Genomic DNA, 18072 nt, shown 5'->3' on the forward strand with positions numbered 1-18072 from the left:
AGATGCTAGAAGTGTTTGTAGATGCAGCAAGTGCAGGTACACCACAAGTTAGTGCAGTCGGCGTTTTTATCCGTGGTGAAGGTCATGTCATTCACTGGAGCGAATATGTGGGTGAAATGGACAATCATACGGCAGAATTCACAGCACTTGTTAAAGGATTGGAGCTTGTAAAAGATCTGTCTCCTCAAATGATTTCGATTAAATCTGATTCACAAGTGACGGTTGATGCGTTCGAAAGACGATTTATTAAAAACCCGAAATTCAAACCTTTACTTGAACGTGCGCTAGAGATTGGAGATCAATTTGAGTATTGCTTTATAAAATGGATCCCTGATTCTCAAAATCGCGCGGCAGATGCCCTTGCTAGAACTGAACTTCGAGCACATAAATAACTTCATCAATTTACAGCCGTCCTTAATTTTTATGGACGGCTGTTGTCCTTTCTATGCATACGTTAGAGCTAAAGTCTGATAAGATTAAGCTATCATCTATTATTGGAGGCAGCTCATGAGAACAAAACTTGGTACCGCACTTGATATTTTCATTTTGGTTATTGGACCGTGGATCGTTTATACACGAATCAATGAAATGATGCAAAATGGAGTTTCCGTTTATCCTATGATTTCGGTTGTGATTGTCACGATTGCGGTTATTTTTTCGGTTTACAATTTGTACTTATTATTTGGTCGTAAACAACAAGACCACATGAAAAAATAAATGGAAAAGAGGCTTTAAACGTGAAATCGCTGTTGTTTTATTTTATTCCACTCGTGGTTTTTGCAGTAATCAATAATGTAATTCCAGCCTTTTCGTGGCCACATTATTTGGTTTTATTGATAGCTTTTCTTATTTTCCAGCTAGCACGTACTCGCTATCCAAAAGATGCGATTCCATTTATTGCAAAACTCACACAAGCTGCTTTTTACATATTGACAGTCGCTACTATTTTCCGCGATCAGTACTTAAATCCATTAGTAATCAATGTGTTACTAGGCGTTACGCTTGGATTTGTCATCGTTGAAATTATGCAAACGAAAAAAAAGCCAGTTTAATTTATTAAAGACCTTAGCCCACTCGAGTCGGTTAAGGTCTTTTTATGTGTAGAATTTTTTATCCAACTTATTGTATTATTTACTATCGGCGCACGGTTCTATTAAAATAATGTAAAGGAGGTTTTTTCGTGAAAAAGATTTTAATGGCTCTATTTTCAATAGTACTTTTAGCCGGTTGCACTAATTCAGCTGCTGATCCAGACAAAGCGACGGCACCTTTCGAAGAAATCGCCACAGGACTAGAGACGCCCTGGGCAATCAATAAAATAGGTGATGAATTTTATATTTCAGAACGAACTGGTAACATTGCTTATATTGATAAAGATGGCAAGATGACCCGCCAAGAAGTCAATTTTTCAGATAAACTTTCTAGTGCTTCAGAAGCTGGGTTTTTAGGATTCGTGTTAAAACAAGATTTTGAGAACAGCCAAGAAGCTTATGGCTATTACGTTTACGAACGTAACGGAAAAGATTTCAATAAAATTATTACACTTGTATTAGAAAATGGAAAATGGCAAGAAATTCAAGTTTTACTCGAAGGAATTCCAACTGGCAATGTTCATCACGGAGGACGTTTAGTGATAGATGAAAACGGTACCCTTTTTGCGGCGATTGGTGATGCTTCTACTCTAGAACTTGCACAAGATTTAGGTTCAGTAAACGGTAAAATCTTAAAGCTCAATTCTTTTAATGAATTTGAAATATATTCATCAGGACACCGAAATCCGCAAGGTATTACTTGGGACGAAGACATCATGTACGCATCTGAACACGGTCAATCGGCAAATGACGAAATCAACATTATTGAAGAGGGCAATAATTACGGATGGCCAACCATCGAAGGCGAGACCACAAAAGGTGGATTAGAAGCTCCATTTTTCACCACCGGTTCTGACGATACTTGGGCACCAAGTGGCATTGCGATGCATCAAGGTCTCCTGTACGTTGCGGCACTTCGTGGGACTGCCATAAAAGTAGTCGACCCAGAAAATGCAAAAGTTATAAACTCGATCGAAGGCTTCGGTCGTGTCCGAGACGTTTTATCAGACGGAAAAGCTCTTTATTTTATCACCAATAATACTGATGGACGCGGTACGCCAGCAGATGACGATGATAAACTTTATAAATTGAATGAATAAGCAAAGGTGTATTGGATTTTTCCAATACACCTTTTTTATTTGCTATAAGAATTTCACCATCAGGTGTTCATCGATGTATTTTTCTGGCGTTTTCATCGCTTTTGAATCTGTTCCATACTTTTTAAAACCAAGCTGTTCATATAATGCGATAGCAGCCGTGTTTTCACATGCTACTGCTAAATCTAAACGTTCTAGCCCTTGCAAGGTTTTAGCAAATTCCAGAAGTTGTTGCATCAAGCGTCTAGACAACCCTTTACCTCTTTCACTAGGTGTTACATATACCGCATAGACTGATCCTCGGTGGTGTAACTTTGGTGCGAAATTGCGAACTAACGTTACATTTCCAATTAATTTATCTTCTGAAAAAGCACCAAACGTGAAGGCATTTTTCATTGCCAGGTTTTGGGCAGTTTTTTCAATTGGGTTTTTAAGCGCATCTTCTAGTATTGTCGCAAATGCATCCGGATTGTTTTCTAATGCCTCAATGCGCAAAGTGTAATACATTTGCGCATCCTCTACCGACAACTGGCGAAATTTCATAAGCAACATCCTTTTTTATATAAATTGCTGGGTGACTGTCCCTTTTCCATTTGCTATTCGAACTTCTGCATAAGCTCCGTTAACAAACGTAATTTGTGGCGGTACATGTCCCAAGTCAATATCGTAAGCAATCGGCAAATCGAGCTCTTCTGCTAAATCCTCGTACATTTTTTCTACTGTGTAGTCTTGAACTGGTTCGTTTGCAGGACTTCGCCCAAAAATTATACCGTTACAATGATCGAACCAACCCGCATATTTCATTTGCGTTAGCGATCGTTTTAAATCCGCAACAGGCAACTCACAATTCTCTAAAAACCAAACAACCGGTTCACCAGTAATGTATTCCTTTCTAAAATTTTGAACATCACCGTAAGGAGTTCCGATTAAATGGCGAATGACATCTATACAACCGCCTAATAAGCGGCCAGAAAAATTCTCTTCAGCTTTTGAAACAGTTTTCCAGATTGTCGGTTCATTCAAATGAAAGACTACTGGAGAAGGAACCGAATGATTCCATTCTCTTTGATACAACGCAGATGAACTTTGTACAACAGTACCTTCTGCTCCGGTTTTCAAAATAGATAGCCACCGACCTGTAGTGTCATCACATTTTTCACCGCGTAAGTCGATCAAGTTGGTACCGTGTGCTGTCGCAATCCCCGTTTTTAACGTAAACGCTAGCAACAAGACACTAAGATCTGAATAGCCTAGAATCCATTTTGGCTGCATCTTTGAGAAATCTAGATACTCCAGTATTTCAATTAGCAACTCCCCACCCCACGGCGGAAGGATCATGTCGATAGCAGAATCCGTCATCATATCCATCAATTCATCCGCACGCTTTTTAGCAGGCGCAGATTTTGCCATACTTTGAGTCCAAGCAGTATCACCTGTTACAAACGTGAATCCATTTTGCTCTTGCCTTCTAATCGCCTGTTTTAATAGCTCATGTTGTTCCTTACCAACTCCTGATGACGGAGCGGTTACGCCAATGGTCTTTATTATGGTTTCAGGATATCGAATCATTCAATAGTCCCCCTTTTGTTTTAAACAAAATAAAATAACGAAAAAATCATCGCTAGCAAAATACCTGCACCTGCACAGAACCATAATACATGTTTCACCATTTCGAAAAACTGACTTGGTTCTTTATCAAGTCTTTCTCCTTTAAACTGCGAAAAATCTGGTGGCGTCTCTCTTCTGTGCTTTGTTTTTTTCATGTACGTAGTTTTTGTTTCAGACATCGGGTTCATTGTCTTCCTCCTTGAATCATTAGCAATAGAATTTTTAATATATTTACCATTATACTAAAGTTAACTTGAGAATATAGTCCCCTTTTAGACTAATTGTAATTTTTCAATACTAACATTCAATCGACCTACTTGAAATAGTCTTTAGAGCGTATATGATAGAGATGAAACGATAAAAAAAGGGGGATTTGTGGATGAAAGTTTTAGTAGTTGGGGCTAATGGACAAATCGGTAGACATTTTGTAAAAATGCTAGCGCATAGTGATAAACACACACCAAAAGCGATGATCCGCAAAGAAGAACAAGTTAGTTTTTTTAATAGTTTGGGTGTAGAAACAGTATTAACTAGCCTCGAAGGCAGTGTCGAGGAAATTACAGAAGCGATGGAAGGTTGCGATGCGGTCGTTTTCGCAGCGGGCAGTGGTGGCAAAACTGGTGCAGACAAAACTTTGCTTATTGATTTAGATGGAGCGGCAAAAACTATAGAAGCTGCTGAGCGTACAGGAACTGAACGCTTTCTCATGATCAGTGCCATTAATGCAGACAAACGAGAAATGTGGAAAGAAGATATGGCTCATTACTATGTTGCTAAGCATCATGCTGATAATATTTTACGTGCGAGTGGATTGGTGTATACCATTATCCGGCCAGGTATCCTAACGAACGATTCTGGTACTGGTAAAATTTTGGCAGTAGAAGATTTAGATTCTGGTGAGATTTCACGTGAAGATGTAGCTCGCGTCTTATTAAACTCACTTGAGAACGAACATGTTTTCAATAAAACTTTTGCAGTTGTTGCTGGTGATAAAGAAATTGCAACAGCACTCGACCAATTATAATTTTAGTCATACAAAAAGGCTTCTGATTTGAGATCAGAAGCCTTTTAATAATTATTCTGCAATCGTTTTTAAATTTCTGAATCCCATAATCAGTTGAAATATAAATGCAATCGAACAAATAATGATTGCTGCATAGCCAAGCATACCGATTGGCGTCATCATAAATGTTTGAATAACGAGTAACGCCATCATTACTGCAATGGCAAAATTCACAATATATGGTCTATTGTAAAACTTTTTAGAAGCAATACCTACGAAAATTGCTACAGCAATGATTAATATCAATAAAATACTTCCCATTTTTCTCCCTCACCCTTTTGCTTTGTCTCTTGTAAGTTTAGCATTTATCTTATTTGTCCGATAGAGTACCCGGGATTTTTTTGTAAGCCATTTTTTTTATAATTTTCTCGTGTTCCGGGAACCGTTCCAATAAATCAGACTGCACCAACAATTCAAAGTCAGCAAAATCAAAGCCTGGTGAAACCATACAACCCATTAATGAGAATGCATTTTTTACTTCTACTGTCGATCCAAATATGCTGCCTTTTTCTACTAGAACTTGCGGACGTTCACCAGAAGCGATGTCCAAGCCTAGCTTTTCCGCACGGTAATTGCCGTTTGCATCGAGGATATGCACAGTAACAGCTTCCCCGGCATGAAAATACCAGAGTTCATCTGATTTTAACCGATGAAAATGTGAAATGTCATGGGACTGCAATAGGAAATAAATGCTGGTGTATAAATTCCGTTCTTCGGGATGGTCTGATGTGGTAATTTTTTCAGGTGATGCAAAGGATTGCTTGTAGTAGCCTCCTTCGGGATGCGCAGTCATATCTAAACGTGTAATCCACTCTTCTGCATTCATCGATGCCAGCTCCTATTCTCTATTTGTTTTCATTCAAAAAATTATGAAACTTTCCATCAATCTAGACGTATTCATTATATAACATAATTCTATTCTAAAAAAAAGGAGGAGTAAAAATGAATAACCATGAAATAGACTACAAATTGCACGGTGACGATATGCAGTTTGTCGAAGTAGAACTAGATCCTTCGGAAACGGTCATTGCAGAAGCTGGCGCATTGATGATGATGGAAGATGGCATCGACATGGAAACGATTTTTGGTGACGGCTCTCAAAGTTCTGGTGGTAGTGGATTGATGGGTAAATTAATGGGTGCGGGCAAGCGAATTATTACCGGCGAAAGTTTATTTATGACCACATTCACAAACAATGGAACAGGTAAACGACATGTTTCTTTTGCTGCTCCTTATCCTGGCAAAATTATTCCAATGGATTTAAGTACTTTAAATGGAAAAATCATTTGTCAAAAAGATGCTTTTTTAGCTGCAGCTAAAGGTGTTTCAATCGGCATTGAATTTCAACGAAAAATCGGCGCTGGCTTTTTTGGAGGCGAAGGATTTATCATGCAAAAATTAGAAGGCGATGGTTTAGCCTTTGTTCACGCAGGCGGCACAATTTACCGCAAAAATCTACAAAAAGGAGAAGTTTTACGTGTAGATACAGGTTGTTTAGTCGCCATGACGGGTGATGTGAATTATAACATTGAAGCTGTACCTGGTATTAAAACCGCTTTATTTGGGGGTGAGGGCTTATTCTTTGCGACTTTACGAGGTCCTGGTAGCGTGTGGATTCAATCGATGCCATTTAGTCGTTTAGCAAGTCGAGTATTTGCGGCAGCTCCGCAAAACCCTGCTGGACGTTCAAAAGGCGAAGGTAGTGCGGCGGGTGGATTATTCGATCTACTCGGTGGTAGATAGTCATTTAACTTAACAAAGTAATTGAAGACGTCTCATCATTTCCTTACAAGTTTATGATGAGACGTCTTTTTCTGTTTTGTTGACATTCTTCATTGTCCATGAGATTATTGCCTAACGACCGTTAGGAAGGTGAATTATATGAAAGCTGATCTTATTTTAAAAACTGCTGTAAGTCATTTTGCAAAAGAAGGTTACGAAGGTGCCTCACTCAGCAAAATTGCTGAAGAAGTCGGAATTAAAAAGCCATCGATATACGCTCACTACAAAGGAAAAGATGATTTATTTCTTTCAGCACTCTACTATTCTCTCGATACTCAAAAAGCTCAAATAGCCAGCTACTTTAACTCCATGAGAAATGATTCATTAGAATCTCTTCTTTTTGGCTATTTTGATTGGTTCGCTAAAGAAAGCCAAGATAACGAACGCATGAAGTTTATTTTACGGGTTGCTTATTTTCCGCCACTTAAACTTGAAAAAGAAGTTGGACAGCTGTTTAATCCCTTTTTCGATAGCATGCATTTGCATTTAACACGTTTGTTGCGAGAACGCCATCGCCATGAAAAAGTTTTGTACTCAGAAGATTTCTCTAATATGGCTTTAGCCTATTTGACAATGACCGAAGGAACAATGACTGAACTTGTTTATACCAGTGTTGAAAGATATAAAGAACGTCTACAGGCTGTTTGGCCAATTTTTTGGCGCGGCTTGACTAAGTGATAAATAATTATTAAAACGATTTACAAGGCACGATGAATATAAGGAGATCGCTACATGAAATCAAATAAACTCGTACTTTCCACATTATTGCTCAATTTATTTATCGCATTTCTAGGAATCGGACTTGTCATTCCAGTTACCCCAACCATTATGAATGAATTAAACATTTCAGGAACTGTTGTCGGTTATATGGTGTCAGCTTTCGCATTAGCTCAACTTATTGTGTCCCCTATTGCTGGGCGTTGGGTTGACAATATTGGACGCAAACCAATGATTATTATTGGTTTGCTCATTTTCAGTATTTCCGAATTTTTATTTGGTATTGGTCAATCCGTTGAAGTGCTGTTTGCTTCGCGAATTCTTGGGGGGATTAGTGCTGCCTTTATCATGCCAGCAGTAACTGCTTACATCGCTGACATTACCACGAGCAGTACACGTCCAAAAGCATTAGGGTATATGTCCGCAGCGATTTCGACCGGCTTTATCATCGGCCCCGGGATCGGTGGATTTTTAGCAGACATCAGTACACGTCTCCCGTTTTTCTTTGCGGCTGGATTTGGATTGTCCGCAACTATTTTATCGCTTATTACATTGACAGAGCCCGACCGCAGTTATGAAGTAGAAGAAAAATTTCAGCCTATTCCAAAAGCTGGATTTAAGCGAGTTTTCTCTCCTATGTATTCTATCGCTTTTATGGTAATTTTTATTTCTTCGTTCGGACTAGCTGCTTTCGAGTCATTATTTGCGCTATTTGTCGACCATAAATTCGGCTTTACTGCAAAAGACATTGCCGTTATTATTTCACTTGGCGCCATTGTTGGCGTAATTTTTCAAGTAGGCTTGTTTGATAAGCTGACTCGTTGGTTCGGCGAAATTCGCTTGATCCGCTATAGTTTGCTCGTATCTACTAGTCTTGTTTTTATTATGACGTTTGTTTCGAGTTATTGGTCAATTCTGCTTGTGACGATGCTGGTGTTTGTCGGATTCGATTTAATGCGCCCAGCCGTTACAACGTATTTATCACGAATTGCTGGAAACGAACAAGGCTTTGCTGGCGGTATGAACTCGATGTTCACAAGTCTCGGAAATATCTTCGGTCCGATTGTCGGCGGAATTTTGTTCGATATTGATTTGAACTATCCTTTCTACTTCGCGACTGCCGTATTAGCAGCCGGAATAGCGTTAACGTATTTGTGGAAACGTCCTGCGTTTTCAGAACCCAAATTGATTTGATTTGCCTTAATAAACCCTAGTAGGAAACGCGTTTTTGGTTTCTTTCTTGGGTTTTTTTGTGTTTAGGGGCTTTTGGGATTATAGATTTTCGGTTGTTTGCGAGATCTTGTAGTTTGTTTGCGGAATAAGCGCGTTTGTTTGCGGATTGACTTTATTTGTTTGCGGTAAGCGATCATTTGTTTGCAGTAAAACTTAGTTTTTTTGCAATTCCGCCTATTTTCCATTATTTGTGCTATTCTTTTCTTTGGACAGGAGTGAAGTTATGAAGATCAGAAATGCGACTGAACAGGATGCACCAGGGATTGCGAGAGTTCACGTTGATAGTTGGCGAGCTGCGTATAAAGAAATTTTGCCTAGTGAATTTCTTGCCTGTATATCTTATGAAAAACGGACGACGCTCTGGGAAAATAATATTGCCGATAAAACCAATTACATCGTTGTTTCAGAAACGGACGATGGCTACATCACCGGTTTCGGTACTGCTTCAAAAAGAGCGACCAATACGGTGGCCAACTCTGGAGATTTAACTTCTATTTACTTGCTCGATGAATATCACGGACAAGGCATTGGCAAACTGCTGATGAAAAAATTATTTTTTCATTTTAAGAAATTAGATTATCAAAAAGTCTTTGTCGAAGTACTTGAAGACAATCAAACACGGTTTTTCTACGAGTACTACGGAGCACAATTGATTGAGAAGGTGCAACTCCAATTTGGCGATACGGTAGTGAATGAATTGATTTACGAATGGAGTAATATTGATGCAGTTTTGAAAAAGCTTTAAAATTTCATAATAAAAACCCATCTTTCATTTGAAAGATGGGTTTAAAAATATTTGGTTTGTTTGCAAAAGCCATTATCATTCTTCTTTTTTTACTCTTTTATTTTCTGGTTTCTTCAACCAATGACGGAGTCCTTTTCCTGCTAACGGTTCATCATTATAACGAGGAATCACATGGAAATGGCTATGCAAAATTGATTGGTTGGAAGCTTCTCCTACGTTCCAGCCAAGCGTATAGCCGTCTGGTGAATAACTTTGTTCTAAGTAATCTTTAGCTTGGTGCAGTAATTCATATGTATCCATCCACTCTTCTTTTGTTAGATCAAAAGTTGTTGTGCGATGCACTTTCGGTACAATCACGCCACTGCCTTCAAGTACATCTTGTTGCTTATCGTGTTGCAGAAAATAACAGGTTTTATTTTCAACGATAATTTTCTGATTGTGATCTTTGGTTAGATTACAAAATGGACAATTTTCTTCATAAGACATGTTTGTTCACCTCTCTTATAGAATTTGGGGCTGTAATGAAAGACAAAAGCAATTCCAAATCCTCTGGATAGTCGTGTTCATTTTTTAAAAGCTCATCATAGTTTTGCCAAGCATTTTATTCAATTTCTCTATCTGGATCAGCATATGCTATTTCTCCAGCGCACATCTCGCAGCGAAAATAATAAATCTCAACATCGTAATCTCCAATAACTGCTTTCTTAGTATGTGGGGCTTTTTCGACTGAAACAATAATTCCTGTTTCTTCTCGTACCTCTCTTATACACGCTTGTTGTGCAGATTCTCCCTCTTCAATTTTCCCAAACGGTACACTCCACCTTTTTGATACTTTTTCTTTGACCATCAAAATTTTATTGTTCGATACAACAACCCCGACCGCGCCAGCCCAGTATTCTCTAGCCTTAGGCATCTAAAAACTCCTTTAGAATATCTAGTTACCAAGTTTGTTTGCGTAATAAAAGACTTTGTTTGCGCATTGCGGGAATTTTTTTGCAGATTCGCTTTCGTTGTTTGCGCTAAACCTCACGTTGTTTGCAGAAATCTCGAGTTTGTTTGCAAAACCCGAAACTCCTAAACAAAAATCGTCTATTTCCCAAACTCTACAATCTCGTCCTTCGCCACAAACTCCATCCCGCTCCCATTACAAAACAAACTCCCACAACTAAAAAGAACGTCATTGGATTGAAAAATAGATGATTGGAAAATACGTTTAGCAACGCAAATTCTGCTGGATTGCTGTATGCATCTTTCGTATCCACAATATAAGTTCGATAGTTATCTGCTGCACGAACTGCCCATATACTTCCCCCTATTATATAAACCAAGCTCAATACGATTCCGATAATTGTCTTTTTTCGACTAAGCCATTCCTCTGCTAATCGCATTGATAACTCTACTGTTCCATATAAAAAATAAAATATAAATGGCATAAGAACTACAGGGAAAAACAATGCTGGATTGCCATTTCCACCTCGGTAATCATTATTAAGGAGCGGAGCAGTTAAGTAATTCATCACGTAAAAAACAGCGATTGTTAAAAAAATTGACAATCCATATAATGCCATCAACACTTTATTCAAGCTAGATCGCTCCTATCGAGTTAAAAGTTAAAGTCATTTAGTACTATTCTTCATTTTCCAAAAAAATCCTTTAAACTTTATCGCAAAAAAATGCGTAAAAAAGAAGCTGCAAACACAGCCTCTATTTTCTAATCATTATATTACTTCAACCAACTATCCAAAAATTTACGTTGATCCCCTTCAAAATACTCTTCAAAAAAAATTTTAAATTCTTCTGTATTTACTTGTTTAAATTGAAACTCTTCGTAGTAAGCCGACAAAAACATAAGAGCTTCTTCTCTACCGCCATTTTCGTCAAAATATTGTTTTAGTACCATTGAAACTTTGCCGTAAATTGTTGAGTAATACGTTTCATCACTAAACTTCGAAAGCGGCAAATTCACATACTTTTCAGGACGGTAATATTGTTCTGCTGAGGAAGCACCCCAGAACCCGTATTCCTCATCGTCGTAGCGATCACTTAAAAACAACGAACTGCTAAATTCTGTCAACCCTTCGTCTAACCAAGATTCATAATATGGGTCGTTGGTTACTAGATAATAAAACCATTGATGGGCAATTTCATGCACCAAGACTGATTCCTGAGATTGCTCGTCTGCTGCCACTTCAATAATGTTTGGGTATTCCATATAGCCATCATTTCCAATAATATCGAGTTCATCAAAAGGATTATCGCCTATTTTTTCCTCAAAATAGACATAAGCGTCAACTGCAAGTGAAGAAGTTTCTTCTAACATATTTTGTGAAGCGGGCATAAATACACGCAAAGACGCATCATTAGCTATGACTATTTCGGATTCCCACTCATCAGGATTCATGAAAGCCATGTAGAAATCTTTGATGTTTTCTCCTTTTACTGTGCCACTTGATGTGCCTTCTATTGGACCATCTACCCCAGAACTTGCAACTAAATAGTCTTTAGGTAAATCATAACTTACGGTAAAGTCCCCATAATCTGTATTATAGGATTCCCCTCGAGCATCATAGTCTTTAATGTCCCAGCCATCACGATATTGTCCGAGCATAGGGTACCAGTGAGCCAAGTAAAAATTATCATCTACTTTAGATAAACGCATACCGTCTTGTGGCAAAGTCATTGAATAATCGACTGTTACAGTTGCCACAGCCCCAGTGTCTAGCTGAGTTTCTAATCCCACTAATAAACGATTATTTTCCAAGGTATGAGCAGCTTCTTTTCCATCAACTAACACGGAAGAAATCTCGATTTTCGCTTCATCATCTTCATAAGATTGTGTTTCTTCAGCATTCATTGCATTGGGAACTAAATAAAAGCCGATATCTGACCATGTGTCTGATGAATCGTTTTTAACATCGATCGCAGCAAGTACCTGAAAGTCATTTTCTGTGTCCATTTTGATTGATAAGTCATAAACTGCATTTGTTGTTTCAACGTACTTTTCCATCACAAAATGTTCATCTTTGTCACTCAACAAAATTGTAGCAACAACTCCAATAATTAGTATGCTTATAGCTACTACTAATCCCCCTATTTTTAGCTTCATAGTCCATCTCCTATTTTCAACTTACAAATCAATCATGCCATTAATCAAACTTTACCATTTATTCTTTTACTTGGTATACACATTTAAATGATCTTCCAAAATATTATCCAACTTTCTTTTTCACGGTAAATAAAAAACACTGATTTCTAATAAGAAATCAGTGTTTTTGTGTTCATTATTCCCCACGTGGCGGTTTTGGTGGTTGGCATACGTCACATTTACGTTGGTTTTTAGTGTTGAATTTTGTGAACGTTTTTTCGAAGTTATTCCCACATGCGCATTTAAATAGCAATTTTTGAGAAAATCCGTGATATTCAGTCGATAATAGTTTACTGTCTGAATTTTTTTCGACAAATGCTTTTATTTCTTTAATATTCCATCGTTTGTTCATTTGTTACACCTCCATATACTAACGGTAAGCGGAGGCTTTTTGGCATCCGTTCACTAAAGAGCAAAATCATATCTACCCTAAGTTCTTTAGTATAACACGGACAGACTCATAAATTGAAGAATTAATAACGATTTGGTTCTTATCCAACTAAATAAATATCTTATAAAAGTTCAACAAATCATATTAACATTATCAGAATATTACAAAAATATGTTATAATAAATAAACGGAAAGCTTATTCTTTTAAAACATTTATTAATGTAAAGGAGGGGCAAAAAATGAATGAACAACATCAAACAGCTTTGGATCGGTTTAATGCCATAGATCAAATGATTAACGAGGGGCTAGGAAGCGGTTCGATTAATCCTAGTTACACGAAAGCTCATTTAAGATTAAAAGAAAAGCAAGAAGCACAATTACTTGCCGCTTTAATGGATGAGGTTTCGAAAAAAGAACAAAAAAAATGATTACTGTATTGAAAAGGGCTAATCCTTTATGGATTAGCCCTTTTCTTTAGCACATAACATATATTTTTGTTTAAATCCTAATCTCCCTTTTTCTATGACAAGTTGAATACTTACATGAGTCTCTAACTCACTATTTCCTCGTTCTAATTTAACAATTCTCATCTCTTTTTAACCTCCACTGCCCTGTTATTTAAGCGCCGATTAGAAGTTTAGCCCATGTATTAAAAATTATTCTTTGAATAAAAAAGAAGCCGACTTTTGTCGACTTCTCCCTATTACTCCGTTAATCCTTTATAGATGGTATCAATATTCCATTCCATCATTTTAATATACGTATCGCCATCTTCTCCTGGTTTCCCAATTGAATCCGTAAATACTTTCCCTTTAATGTCCATACCTGTTTCTCTCGCAACCATTTCCATGCTACGCGGGTCAACACTTGTTTCTAAAAACAAGCCTTGAATTTGTTGTTCTTTTATCAAATCAAGCACTTTCGTAATTTGTGATGGTGTTCCTTGGTTTTCTTGGTTGATCTCCCAAATATACTCGGCTTGAAAATCATAAGCTTTACTAAAGTATTTAAAGGCCCCTTCACTCGTTACAAAAATCCGTTTTTCTTTTGGAATTTTGCTGTATTGGTCGACAGCTTCTTGATGAAGTGTTTCTAACTCACTAATATATGCTTGTGCATTTTCTTCGTATGCTTTTTTATTGTCTGGATCTACTTTGATGAGTGCATCTCGTGCATTCTCGGCATATTTAATGCCATTCTGAACATCTAACCAAGCATGAGGATCTTCTTCGCCTTCTTTTCCTTCAGTGGTTAAATACATCGGTTCTACACCTTCACTCATCATATAGACAGGTGCTGAATCTCCTGATTTTCCAGCTGTGTCCATTAACTTCTCAAACCATGAGTTACCTGCTTCTAAATTTAAGCCATTGTAGAAAACCACATCAGCATCTGTAGCTTTTTGCACATCTAAAGGTAACGTTTCATATTCATGTGGATTTGAACCAATCGGCGCTAAACTATGAATGTCAATTTGATCTCCTCCGACATTTTTTACAATATCGTAAAGAATCGAATATGTTGTGACTACTTGTAATTTACTATTTTTTGACTCACTATCTCCATTTTCATCACTTGAACACCCTGCTAATAAAAACAACAGAACTACGCCAAGAATGAGAACTTTGTTCTTTTTCAGCATAATGACTCTCCCTTTGGAAAAAATTAATTTATTGCTGTTCTTTTTTTCGCGGCATTTAATTTGCGCCATAGCAACCCTTGCTTTGGCGAGAAGACAAATGCTAAAAAGAACAACGTCGTTGCTGCAAGCACGATGGTAGCACCCGATGCTAAGTTATATGTGAAACTAAAGTACAAGCCGATTACTGCTGCACTTGCTCCAACAGTTGCCGAAATAAAAATCATCGTTGATAAACGATCTGTCAGTAAATACGCTGTAGCGGCCGGTGTGATTAGCATCGCAACTACGAGCACAATCCCAACAGTTTGAAGTGAAGCAACTGTAACCATTGTTAAAAGCGTCATTAAAAAGTAGTGAATCAATCTCACTGGCAGTCCGTATACTTCTGCCATTGTCGCATCAAATGATGTAACCAAAAGTTCTTTATAAAAGACAAAAACAGAAACTAAAACTACGAGTCCCGTTCCAAGCGTAATCCACATGTCTGAGGGTCTCACTGCCAACACGTTACCAAATAGAATATGATACAAATCGGTACTACTTTCAAGAACCGTAATAAGAATTACGCCTAATGCAAAGGCTGCAGTAAACATAATACCTATAGAAGTATCTTGCTTAATCCGGCTGTTTTGACTAACAAAACCGATACCAATTGCCGTTAACACACCCGTAAATACGGCTCCGAAAAAGAAGTTGATACCTAGGGCATATGAGATGGCTACTCCAGGTAAAACCGCATGTGAAATTGCATCTCCCATTAATGCCATACCTCTTAAAATGATAAAACATCCAATGACTCCACAAATAATTCCTACCATTATTGATGTAAGTAAAGCTTTTTGCAAAAAGTCGTATTCAATAAGTCCCTCGATAAAAGCCATATTCAGTTCACCCCAACTTCATACAAAAAAGATAATTCACTTTCATATGCTCTCCGCATAATTTCTGGTTTCAATACTTGTTGCGGACTTCCATACTCAATTACTTGTTTGTTTAGTAATAATAATTCATCAAAGTATTCGTTCGCTTTACTCAAGTCATGGTGAACGACTACAACTGTCTTTCCTTGATCACGCAAATCTTTTAATAGTTTAACGATCATTTGCTCGCTTGATACATCAATCCCCACAAATGGTTCATCTAAAAAGAAAATATCTGCCTTTTGAGCAAGTGCTCTTGCAAGAAAGACGCGTTGTTGCTGTCCTCCAGATAACTCGCCAATTTGACGATGAGCAAAATTTTCCATACCTACTTTTTTCAAACATTCATATGCCCATTCTTTATCTTTTTTCTTCGGGCGCTTGAAAATACCTAAGTTTGGATAAGTACCTATTAGTACAGCATCAAGAACATGAATCGGAAAGTCCCAGTCATACTCATTGCGTTGCGGTACATAAGCTATTCGCTTGCGGTTTTCTTTCAACGTCTCTCCTAGTATTTCAATGCTACCTTTGTCGATAGAAACTAGATTTAACAGCGCTTTTAGCAGCGTAGATTTCCCAGCACCGTTAGGACCAATAATGCCAAGAACTTTTCCTTGCTCAAGTGTTAAGTCTACACCTTCAATTGCGGTTCTACCGTAATAGGAGACGTCAACATTTTGTAATTTAATTGCAGGAATCATGTTACTTCCCCTCCGCCATTTATTTTCTTTTTTAAAATGTCTTTCCTTAAGGAAACTTTTCTATAGTTTATACTTTATATGTAAGAATGTAAACAAAAAAGATTTTGCACACTTCTGTATATTTGCATACAAAAAAGACAAAACGCGTTTAACATGCGCTTTGTCTTTTTGTTGTTAAAAATTTAGGAATTTAATTTTTTAGCATAGTTTCTTCTCGCTTTTTCGCGATTTCCGCAAACTTCCATCGAACACCATTTGCGCTTGCCACTTGTATCGATAAAAAATGCATAGCATACGGAACTCTCGCATTTCTTTAGTCTATTGAAAATGCCATTATGATAGGCTTGAAGCATTTCAAACGCAAGCATAGAAAGCAAACCAGCTGTCCCTCCTGTACTTGGAATTGGTTTAAGTGATTTATCAAAATACAACGGAGTTTGTTTTGTACGCATAGCTAAAGATTCAAAAGCATTTTGTATTTCTAGCGGTTTCTCTAAATAACTTCTCCACTGATCACGAAATTCTTTTATCTTTTTTACATCAATCAAGGACTTTCCGAGTTGCTCTACTTGCTGGGAAGTCAATATGCCTTGTTTCGTCATAAACGATAGCCAATCTTCTAATCCATTTTCTTCTTCCAGAAAATCTGTTACCGCTATTTTTTTGATATTGATTGTATTTAAAAAATTTATAAATAAATAGTCACTTATATAGGAATAATAATTTTCATCTACATTGGTCATGATCATTTCTCCTTTTTTATTGAGACTGAATGATTGACTTCTATCATAACATATCGTAAAGTTTATTTCTAACCACTTGAATTATTCAAGAGGTTAGAAAAGACGATAAAGGAGAGATACTATGTCTATTAAAGACGTTACAGATTCAACATTTGTCGACGAAACAAAAGAAGGTTTTGTAATTGCCGAACTTGGTGCAGCATGGTGTGCTCCTTGCAAAATGATCGCTCCTGCTTTAGAAGAAATCAACGAAGATCAGCAAAACAACATAAGCGTAGTTCAAGTAGATATCGATAACAATCAAGAAATCGCACAAAAGTATGGGGTTATGAGCATCCCAACACTTCTTTTCTTTAAAAATGGTGAATTGATGGAGCAATCTGTTGGCTTCCAACAAAAAGATGAAATTCTTGCAATCGCTCAAAAACACATCTAACTTACACAGTTACTAATGGGTTCATATGCATTTTTAATAACCTAAATTATTTTATTACGAAAAGGAGTTTTTGTTAATGGCGACTAAGATGAGAGAAGAAATTCAGGAATACATTGAGAACTTTAAGAAAAATAAACCAATTGAAGCGCAACAGCAGATGCAAAATGCAATTGACGAGCTAGAAGCTTCTGACCAAGGTAACGGATTAAAAACAGGCGAAAAAGCGCCAAACTTTAGTTTACCGAATGCTACAGGAGAAACAGTTGAGCTATACGAACAGCTGAAACAAGGGCCAGTCGTCTTAACGTTTTACCGCGGTAACTGGTGCCCGTATTGCAATATGGAGCTCCGTGCTTATCAGCAAGTAATCGGTGAGATTCACGGTCAAAATGCTGAATTGATTGCCATTAGCCCTCAAACTCCAGATCAATCTATGTCTATACAAGAAAAGCATGATTTGGAATACATCGTTTTAAGTGATGAAAACAATGAAGTAGCCAATCAATTTAACTTGGTCTTCCAATTACCTGATTACTTAGTAGATATTTACAAAAGTAGCGGTTTAAATGTTGATAAGTATAATGGTGAAGATTCATGGAAACTTCCTGTATCTGCGACATACATTATTAATACAGATGGAACGATCGCCTATGAATACACAAAATCAGATTATAGAGATCGTGTAGAACCATCAACCGTTGTAGAAGAATTAAAAAAAATGAAATAATATAGCAAAAAGCGCTATCCAAAAAGTT

Annotated in this window: 27 protein-coding genes; 12 read left to right on the forward strand and 15 right to left on the reverse strand. The window is 37.4% G+C overall.

Going from position 1 to position 18072, the window contains the following annotated elements:
- The first annotated feature begins 2 nt into the window (after positions 1–2).
- The 4 genes from PLANO_RS08450 (at position 3) to PLANO_RS08465 (ending at position 2191) form a co-directional block, all read left to right on the forward strand.
- Positions 3–392 carry a ribonuclease HI family protein gene (locus tag PLANO_RS08450; RefSeq protein WP_038704029.1) on the forward strand — a complete coding sequence of 130 codons (390 nt, stop codon included), beginning with the start codon at positions 3–5 and terminating at the stop codon, positions 390–392.
- A 115-nt stretch (positions 393–507) separates the two neighbouring features.
- Entirely contained in the window at positions 508–717 is a 210-nt protein-coding gene (locus tag PLANO_RS08455; protein WP_038704030.1) for a hypothetical protein, read from the forward strand.
- A 20-nt stretch (positions 718–737) separates the two neighbouring features.
- The gene (locus PLANO_RS08460; protein ID WP_038704031.1) at positions 738–1052 is read left to right on the forward strand and encodes a hypothetical protein; all 315 of its coding nucleotides are present in this window, start codon (positions 738–740) and stop codon (positions 1050–1052) included.
- A gap of 128 nt (positions 1053–1180) precedes the next feature.
- A complete protein-coding gene (locus PLANO_RS08465; protein ID WP_038704032.1) occupies positions 1181–2191 on the forward strand; it encodes a PQQ-dependent sugar dehydrogenase in 1011 nt (336 codons plus the stop codon).
- 42 nt (positions 2192–2233) lie between these two features.
- On the opposite strand, the gene PLANO_RS08470 is transcribed toward PLANO_RS08465, so the two are convergent.
- The 3 genes from PLANO_RS08470 to PLANO_RS08480 are packed head-to-tail and all read right to left on the reverse strand — an operon-like array spanning position 2234 to position 3984.
- Positions 2234–2731 (reverse strand): GNAT family N-acetyltransferase, encoded by a 498-nt coding sequence (locus PLANO_RS08470; RefSeq protein ID WP_038704033.1) that lies wholly within the window; start codon positions 2729–2731, stop codon positions 2234–2236.
- 15 nt (positions 2732–2746) lie between these two features.
- Positions 2747–3757, reverse strand: coding sequence for a S66 family peptidase (locus PLANO_RS08475; protein WP_038704034.1), 1011 nt, complete (start codon positions 3755–3757; stop codon positions 2747–2749).
- Positions 3758–3777: 20 nt separating this feature from the next.
- Positions 3778–3984 (reverse strand): hypothetical protein, encoded by a 207-nt coding sequence (locus PLANO_RS08480; protein ID WP_038704035.1) that lies wholly within the window; start codon positions 3982–3984, stop codon positions 3778–3780.
- A gap of 191 nt (positions 3985–4175) precedes the next feature.
- Here PLANO_RS08480 and PLANO_RS08485 point away from each other — a divergent pair, with 191 nt between their 5' ends.
- Entirely contained in the window at positions 4176–4820 is a 645-nt protein-coding gene (locus PLANO_RS08485) for an SDR family oxidoreductase (protein ID WP_038704036.1), read from the forward strand.
- 51 nt (positions 4821–4871) lie between these two features.
- On the opposite strand, the gene PLANO_RS08490 is transcribed toward PLANO_RS08485, so the two are convergent.
- Both PLANO_RS08490 and PLANO_RS08495 read right to left on the reverse strand, forming a co-directional pair.
- Positions 4872–5120, reverse strand: coding sequence for a hypothetical protein (locus tag PLANO_RS08490; protein WP_038704037.1), 249 nt, complete (start codon positions 5118–5120; stop codon positions 4872–4874).
- Positions 5121–5169: 49 nt separating this feature from the next.
- Entirely contained in the window at positions 5170–5685 is a 516-nt protein-coding gene (locus PLANO_RS08495) for a cupin domain-containing protein (RefSeq protein ID WP_038704038.1), read from the reverse strand.
- 116 nt (positions 5686–5801) lie between these two features.
- On the opposite strand from PLANO_RS08495, the gene PLANO_RS08500 reads away from it, so the two are divergent.
- The 4 genes from PLANO_RS08500 to PLANO_RS08515 all read left to right on the forward strand — a co-directional run bounded on the left by PLANO_RS08500 (position 5802) and on the right by PLANO_RS08515 (position 9336).
- Positions 5802–6602 carry a TIGR00266 family protein gene (locus tag PLANO_RS08500; RefSeq protein ID WP_038704039.1) on the forward strand — a complete coding sequence of 267 codons (801 nt, stop codon included), beginning with the start codon at positions 5802–5804 and terminating at the stop codon, positions 6600–6602.
- Positions 6603–6740: 138 nt separating this feature from the next.
- Complete coding sequence (locus PLANO_RS08505; protein WP_038704040.1) at positions 6741–7319, forward strand: TetR/AcrR family transcriptional regulator; 579 nt, start codon at positions 6741–6743, stop codon at positions 7317–7319.
- Between the two features lie 54 nt (positions 7320–7373).
- Entirely contained in the window at positions 7374–8552 is a 1179-nt protein-coding gene (locus PLANO_RS08510; protein ID WP_038704041.1) for an MFS transporter, read from the forward strand.
- Positions 8553–8814: 262 nt separating this feature from the next.
- Entirely contained in the window at positions 8815–9336 is a 522-nt protein-coding gene (locus tag PLANO_RS08515; protein WP_038704042.1) for a GNAT family N-acetyltransferase, read from the forward strand.
- A gap of 75 nt (positions 9337–9411) precedes the next feature.
- On the opposite strand, the gene PLANO_RS08520 is transcribed toward PLANO_RS08515, so the two are convergent.
- From PLANO_RS08520 to PLANO_RS08540, 5 genes are all read right to left on the reverse strand, one after another.
- Complete coding sequence (locus PLANO_RS08520) at positions 9412–9822, reverse strand: HIT family protein (protein WP_038704043.1); 411 nt, start codon at positions 9820–9822, stop codon at positions 9412–9414.
- A gap of 115 nt (positions 9823–9937) precedes the next feature.
- Positions 9938–10249 (reverse strand): NUDIX domain-containing protein, encoded by a 312-nt coding sequence (locus PLANO_RS08525; protein ID WP_052124304.1) that lies wholly within the window; start codon positions 10247–10249, stop codon positions 9938–9940.
- Between the two features lie 190 nt (positions 10250–10439).
- Positions 10440–10910 carry a hypothetical protein gene (locus PLANO_RS08530; RefSeq protein WP_231554780.1) on the reverse strand — a complete coding sequence of 157 codons (471 nt, stop codon included), beginning with the start codon at positions 10908–10910 and terminating at the stop codon, positions 10440–10442.
- A 149-nt stretch (positions 10911–11059) separates the two neighbouring features.
- Positions 11060–12442 carry a M1 family metallopeptidase gene (locus PLANO_RS08535; protein ID WP_038704045.1) on the reverse strand — a complete coding sequence of 461 codons (1383 nt, stop codon included), beginning with the start codon at positions 12440–12442 and terminating at the stop codon, positions 11060–11062.
- Positions 12443–12617: 175 nt separating this feature from the next.
- Positions 12618–12833 (reverse strand): hypothetical protein, encoded by a 216-nt coding sequence (locus tag PLANO_RS08540; RefSeq protein ID WP_038704046.1) that lies wholly within the window; start codon positions 12831–12833, stop codon positions 12618–12620.
- A 278-nt stretch (positions 12834–13111) separates the two neighbouring features.
- Between PLANO_RS08540 and PLANO_RS08545 the strand changes: the two genes are divergently transcribed.
- A complete protein-coding gene (locus tag PLANO_RS08545) occupies positions 13112–13300 on the forward strand; it encodes a hypothetical protein (RefSeq protein ID WP_038704047.1) in 189 nt (62 codons plus the stop codon).
- A gap of 33 nt (positions 13301–13333) precedes the next feature.
- Here the strand turns inward: PLANO_RS08545 and PLANO_RS16235 are convergent, their stop codons facing one another.
- The 5 genes from PLANO_RS16235 to PLANO_RS08565 all read right to left on the reverse strand — a co-directional run bounded on the left by PLANO_RS16235 (position 13334) and on the right by PLANO_RS08565 (position 16881).
- Positions 13334–13462, reverse strand: a complete 129-nt coding sequence (locus PLANO_RS16235; RefSeq protein ID WP_269429567.1) for a hypothetical protein — start codon at positions 13460–13462, stop codon at positions 13334–13336.
- A gap of 113 nt (positions 13463–13575) precedes the next feature.
- Positions 13576–14514 carry a metal ABC transporter substrate-binding protein gene (locus tag PLANO_RS08550; RefSeq protein ID WP_038704048.1) on the reverse strand — a complete coding sequence of 313 codons (939 nt, stop codon included), beginning with the start codon at positions 14512–14514 and terminating at the stop codon, positions 13576–13578.
- A gap of 23 nt (positions 14515–14537) precedes the next feature.
- Entirely contained in the window at positions 14538–15395 is an 858-nt protein-coding gene (locus PLANO_RS08555; RefSeq protein WP_038704049.1) for a metal ABC transporter permease, read from the reverse strand.
- A 2-nt stretch (positions 15396–15397) separates the two neighbouring features.
- Positions 15398–16138 (reverse strand): metal ABC transporter ATP-binding protein, encoded by a 741-nt coding sequence (locus PLANO_RS08560; RefSeq protein WP_038704050.1) that lies wholly within the window; start codon positions 16136–16138, stop codon positions 15398–15400.
- 182 nt (positions 16139–16320) lie between these two features.
- A complete protein-coding gene (locus PLANO_RS08565; RefSeq protein ID WP_038704051.1) occupies positions 16321–16881 on the reverse strand; it encodes a CGNR zinc finger domain-containing protein in 561 nt (186 codons plus the stop codon).
- A 121-nt stretch (positions 16882–17002) separates the two neighbouring features.
- Between PLANO_RS08565 and trxA the strand changes: the two genes are divergently transcribed.
- Together trxA and PLANO_RS08575 are read left to right on the forward strand one after the other, a co-directional pair.
- Complete coding sequence (gene trxA / locus PLANO_RS08570; RefSeq protein ID WP_038704052.1) at positions 17003–17317, forward strand: thioredoxin; 315 nt, start codon at positions 17003–17005, stop codon at positions 17315–17317.
- Between the two features lie 76 nt (positions 17318–17393).
- Positions 17394–18044 (forward strand): peroxiredoxin-like family protein, encoded by a 651-nt coding sequence (locus PLANO_RS08575; protein ID WP_038704053.1) that lies wholly within the window; start codon positions 17394–17396, stop codon positions 18042–18044.
- The last annotated feature ends 28 nt before the right edge of the window (positions 18045–18072 follow it).

The organism is Planococcus sp. PAMC 21323, assembly GCF_000785555.1.
Lineage (GTDB): Bacteria > Bacillota > Bacilli > Bacillales_A > Planococcaceae > Planococcus.

Bases quoted from the DNA above. Each gene is read 5' to 3' on its own strand.
- PLANO_RS08450 (WP_038704029.1), top strand. From the start codon at position 3: ATGCTAGAAGTGTTTGTAGATGCAGCAAGTGCAGGTACACCACAAGTT.
- PLANO_RS08455 (WP_038704030.1), top strand. From the start codon at position 508: ATGAGAACAAAACTTGGTACCGCACTTGATATTTTCATTTTGGTTATT.
- PLANO_RS08470 (WP_038704033.1), bottom strand. From the start codon at position 2,731: ATGAAATTTCGCCAGTTGTCGGTAGAGGATGCGCAAATGTATTACACT.
- PLANO_RS08475 (WP_038704034.1), bottom strand. From the start codon at position 3,757: ATGATTCGATATCCTGAAACCATAATAAAGACCATTGGCGTAACCGCT.
- PLANO_RS08480 (WP_038704035.1), bottom strand. From the start codon at position 3,984: ATGAACCCGATGTCTGAAACAAAAACTACGTACATGAAAAAAACAAAG.
- PLANO_RS08485 (WP_038704036.1), top strand. From the start codon at position 4,176: ATGAAAGTTTTAGTAGTTGGGGCTAATGGACAAATCGGTAGACATTTT.
- PLANO_RS08490 (WP_038704037.1), bottom strand. From the start codon at position 5,120: ATGGGAAGTATTTTATTGATATTAATCATTGCTGTAGCAATTTTCGTA.
- PLANO_RS08495 (WP_038704038.1), bottom strand. From the start codon at position 5,685: ATGAATGCAGAAGAGTGGATTACACGTTTAGATATGACTGCGCATCCC.
- PLANO_RS08500 (WP_038704039.1), top strand. From the start codon at position 5,802: ATGAATAACCATGAAATAGACTACAAATTGCACGGTGACGATATGCAG.
- PLANO_RS08505 (WP_038704040.1), top strand. From the start codon at position 6,741: ATGAAAGCTGATCTTATTTTAAAAACTGCTGTAAGTCATTTTGCAAAA.
- PLANO_RS08510 (WP_038704041.1), top strand. From the start codon at position 7,374: ATGAAATCAAATAAACTCGTACTTTCCACATTATTGCTCAATTTATTT.
- PLANO_RS08515 (WP_038704042.1), top strand. From the start codon at position 8,815: ATGAAGATCAGAAATGCGACTGAACAGGATGCACCAGGGATTGCGAGA.
- PLANO_RS08520 (WP_038704043.1), bottom strand. From the start codon at position 9,822: ATGTCTTATGAAGAAAATTGTCCATTTTGTAATCTAACCAAAGATCAC.
- PLANO_RS08525 (WP_052124304.1), bottom strand. From the start codon at position 10,249: ATGCCTAAGGCTAGAGAATACTGGGCTGGCGCGGTCGGGGTTGTTGTA.
- PLANO_RS08535 (WP_038704045.1), bottom strand. From the start codon at position 12,442: ATGAAGCTAAAAATAGGGGGATTAGTAGTAGCTATAAGCATACTAATT.
- PLANO_RS08540 (WP_038704046.1), bottom strand. From the start codon at position 12,833: ATGAACAAACGATGGAATATTAAAGAAATAAAAGCATTTGTCGAAAAA.
- PLANO_RS08545 (WP_038704047.1), top strand. From the start codon at position 13,112: ATGAATGAACAACATCAAACAGCTTTGGATCGGTTTAATGCCATAGAT.
- PLANO_RS16235 (WP_269429567.1), bottom strand. From the start codon at position 13,462: ATGAGAATTGTTAAATTAGAACGAGGAAATAGTGAGTTAGAGACTCAT.
- PLANO_RS08550 (WP_038704048.1), bottom strand. From the start codon at position 14,514: ATGCTGAAAAAGAACAAAGTTCTCATTCTTGGCGTAGTTCTGTTGTTT.
- PLANO_RS08555 (WP_038704049.1), bottom strand. From the start codon at position 15,395: ATGGCTTTTATCGAGGGACTTATTGAATACGACTTTTTGCAAAAAGCT.
- PLANO_RS08560 (WP_038704050.1), bottom strand. From the start codon at position 16,138: ATGATTCCTGCAATTAAATTACAAAATGTTGACGTCTCCTATTACGGT.
- PLANO_RS08565 (WP_038704051.1), bottom strand. From the start codon at position 16,881: ATGACCAATGTAGATGAAAATTATTATTCCTATATAAGTGACTATTTA.
- trxA (WP_038704052.1), top strand. From the start codon at position 17,003: ATGTCTATTAAAGACGTTACAGATTCAACATTTGTCGACGAAACAAAA.
- PLANO_RS08575 (WP_038704053.1), top strand. From the start codon at position 17,394: ATGGCGACTAAGATGAGAGAAGAAATTCAGGAATACATTGAGAACTTT.